Origin of the sequence: Mesorhizobium sp. M4B.F.Ca.ET.089.01.1.1 (genome assembly GCF_004022605.1) — a bacterium.
In the GTDB taxonomy this organism is placed as follows: Bacteria; Pseudomonadota; Alphaproteobacteria; order Rhizobiales; family Rhizobiaceae; genus Mesorhizobium; species Mesorhizobium abyssinicae.
The window spans coordinates 1-1,420 of sequence record NZ_RZOS01000822.1; the positions used below are offsets into that span (position 1 = coordinate 1).

Genomic DNA, 1,420 nt, shown 5'->3' on the forward strand with positions numbered 1-1,420 from the left:
GCATTGATAGATGGCGGCATCGCGGCCGGCAGCTGGGTATGGGGCACGGTCTCCCAAAGCCATTCCCTGACGTGGGCGCTGGAGGGTTCCGCTGGAGCGCTGCTGCTCGCCGCAGCTGGCATTCTGTTTCCTCTACGCGAGCGCCGCGAGTCCGAGCCCGATCCTTTGGAGGAATTCCACGCCCCAGCTGTCGCTCTCAATTTGAAGCCGAGAAGCGGTCCTATCGTGGTCAAGGTCGAATATCAGATAGCCGAGAAAAATGTCGAGGCCTTCCTCGAGCTCATGCGGCAGCGCAGGCATATCCACAGCCGCGTCGGTGCTCGGAACTGGACGCTTCAGCGCAACCTGCAGAAGCCCATGCAATGGACAGAGACATTCCGCACGCCGACCTGGACGGACTACCTTCGCCTCAACCATCGTCTCACGGAAGTAGACAAGGAATTGGACGAGCGTGTCTCCCAGTTGCAGGCGGGAGAGGCAGGGCCTCAAATGACGCTATCGATTGAGCGGCCGACCAGCCCGCCTCGTAAACGCGCAATCCTCCCACTTCCCCGTCATTGAAGCCTGACCGTCACGTCTAGGCGCCAGCGATTGCTACGTTGGTACTGCTAATGGTCGTGGCGAGCGCGGAACAACCACCGCGATTCGATGGTCAGTGGCGCAGATGTACAACAGGCTGTCTCGCGCGAGTGGATACGCAATATCCTGTGTCCGCGACAGAAGCCAAAGACCAATTTCATCCGGTCAGGACGTGGCTCCTAACAGCCTCCCGGATGCGGATACCATGCGCGTGCTGGGTTGATGTGGAAAATGCGTGGACGACGGACACGATGGGCTTAGACGAACTTCGCAATCCCTCAAGCGCCGAGAGCACTATGAAGCAACAGCGATCCTTTGTCGTCGAGATCAGACAGAAGCGTGGCCTCGTAAAGCGGCCAGAGTCGATCTGGGCTGGCATCGACCTGGCCGCCATCACGAACGATGTCGCGAAAGCAAACACGAAAGGTGCGGTCGCTGAGGCGACGCGGCAAGCCGATTGGTCCTGGCGAAAATCTTTCCCAGCCCGTGTTCACCACCTCTGAAGAAGTGTCCCAGGCCAAGGAGATGACCGTGCCCGATGCATCGCCTCCGGAGCCACCAACGATCGAGAAAGCGCCGGTTCCGGATGCATCTCAGTCACCCACTGGAGACCGACGAACTCCGCAAGAAGCGGTGGCAGAAAGATGTTCCTCTGCCGCGAGGTGAACGATGGAAGCGGCGCCTGCCGTGGGCGCTGCGCCAGAGCCGGGCTGAGCGGTAGGTCGACTGTTCAACGGGCCAGAAGGAGAATAAAAGCGTGCCTGCGGCCCCTCACTGGCGTACCGCTCGCTCAAGACGATCCGTAAGCGCCAATGATGATCGATCAGAGCCTGCCCCGCAC

The 1,420-nt window shown here is 60.3% G+C and carries 2 protein-coding genes; one reads left to right on the forward strand and one right to left on the reverse strand.

The window, feature by feature from the left end:
* Positions 1 to 561: MFS transporter (locus EN780_RS34215; RefSeq protein ID WP_189556995.1), on the forward strand; the 561-nt coding region annotated here is incomplete at its 5' end.
* Positions 562 to 857: 296 nt separating this feature from the next.
* Here EN780_RS34215 and EN780_RS39165 read toward each other — a convergent pair.
* Positions 858 to 1,031, reverse strand: a complete 174-nt coding sequence (locus EN780_RS39165; protein ID WP_189556997.1) for a hypothetical protein — start codon at positions 1,029 to 1,031, stop codon at positions 858 to 860.
* Positions 1,032 to 1,420: the final 389 nt, after the last annotated feature.